The sequence below is a fragment of the Pseudomonas sp. SWRI179 genome (assembly GCF_014268705.1).
Taxonomy (GTDB): Bacteria; Pseudomonadota; Gammaproteobacteria; order Pseudomonadales; family Pseudomonadaceae; genus Aquipseudomonas; species Aquipseudomonas zanjanensis.
Window position 1 is genome coordinate 1 of sequence record NZ_JABWRA010000120.1, and the last position, 1,513, is coordinate 1,513.

The 1,513-nt window shown below is 55.1% G+C and carries 1 protein-coding gene; it reads right to left on the reverse strand.

Annotated features, from left to right (window positions below; all coding sequences use genetic code 11):
• Positions 1-9: 9 nt before the first annotated feature.
• Positions 10-1,395: an IS4 family transposase gene (locus HU767_RS28490; protein ID WP_186731107.1), complete on the reverse strand. Its 1,386-nt coding sequence runs from the start codon at positions 1,393-1,395 to the stop codon at positions 10-12.
• Positions 1,396-1,513: the final 118 nt, after the last annotated feature.

Here is a 1,513-nt window from a genome sequence, read left to right on the forward strand (position 1 = left end):
GAATGGCACTTACTTAACCTTCTTCGGGTGTCCATTCTTCCTGACCTCAGCCCTTGCTGATCGACGTGTTTTCATCAGCATGGGGTAAGGCTTGGGTCTTCGTTTTATGGCGCGTGGCTCAATCCTGCCAGGACGCTTTCCGACCCGTTTCAGGGCAATCAGCGCAAGCAGATTCAGCAGCCGATCCTCTTGCTCCTGAGCCCCGTACTGCCTCAACGCTAGGCACAGCTGAAGGCTATGCTTGAAGCTCAGTTCGCGAGGCAGACAGTCGGCTAGCAGAGCTGATTGCGCCATGAGCATCCGTATCAGGTTGTGGGCCAGCAAGTAGATCCACAACTCTTTGACGGCCATGCTCGGTGTCTTGCAGCTCAGAGCTTCAAGCCCCAGCGTAGTCTTGAGGTTGCGCAGATCCAACTCCACATGCCATCGGTCCTTGAACAGTGATTTGAGGGCAGCTTTTGGCACCTGCTGTGGACAATTCAGAGTGGTGACCAGGATTTTTCCACCGGCCTTCAACTCACGTACTGTCAGCGATTCAGGTGCCTCGTCGTAATAGGCCTGACTCATCCAGGACGGCTTTGCCTTGGGCTTTTTCAACTCAACCAAATGATCTTCCGACCCCAAGGGCTTTCCCAACTGAAAGTCCGTGCTACGCCGTCGAGCGCCATATTGTTCGAACACCCCGTCCACGCCTCGATGTTGCAATTCACACAACAAAAAGTAGGTTGCGTAGTAGGCATCGCCCAGCACGATGTCACCTCGTTCCAAGGTATCGAGCATGGTTCTGAGCAGCGTCTGCTCATCACCTCCTTTACCGCGGAAACGTCCCAACGAGGCATCCAAAACAGCACCGCTGGCGAGGCAAACAATTCCCACCATCCGGCAGATGGGAAAGCCCAGTCCGGCTTTCTGCCCACGAGATTGCGGATAGGCCTCTTGGTTGGCCGGCGTATCCGGCAGGGTAACTGTAGTGCCATCCACGAGGCGCACAGGTCGACCCATCCAACGCCATGCTGACGGAGCCCGGTTGCTCATTGATGAACCCGTGGAGCGCAACAAGGTTGAAACCATCTCCACCGGCAACCGCGCTCTGGCTTTGCAGTAAGCACCGGTATGAATGCTGTTGGGCTTCAACCCCTCGCAGGAGCGTCTGATAGAAAAATCATTCACGGCATTCTGACAGGAGCGATCGGCGCTCATCGCCTGGGACAAAAACAGGGAAAGTGTTTCGGTCGGGGGGAATAGCCGCTGGCGATGCTTGGGTATCGACGACTCGACACCCCGCAATAGCTCTGGATCGGTGAGCAGCTTGAAGAAAGCATGAGCATTGCTGTTCGTGGCGTGCTGGCGCATACGGTGCTGTTGATGTCGGACGATTTGGCGTCTACGATTCACTCGGGCTGTGTCCTTGCTTGATCGGTGTGTGTTCGCAACTATCACCGTAGACCAAGGCCAGCCTTTTTTCATTTTTTGCAGGCGTATCAGCTAGTTAGCCGTTAAGTAAGTGCCATTC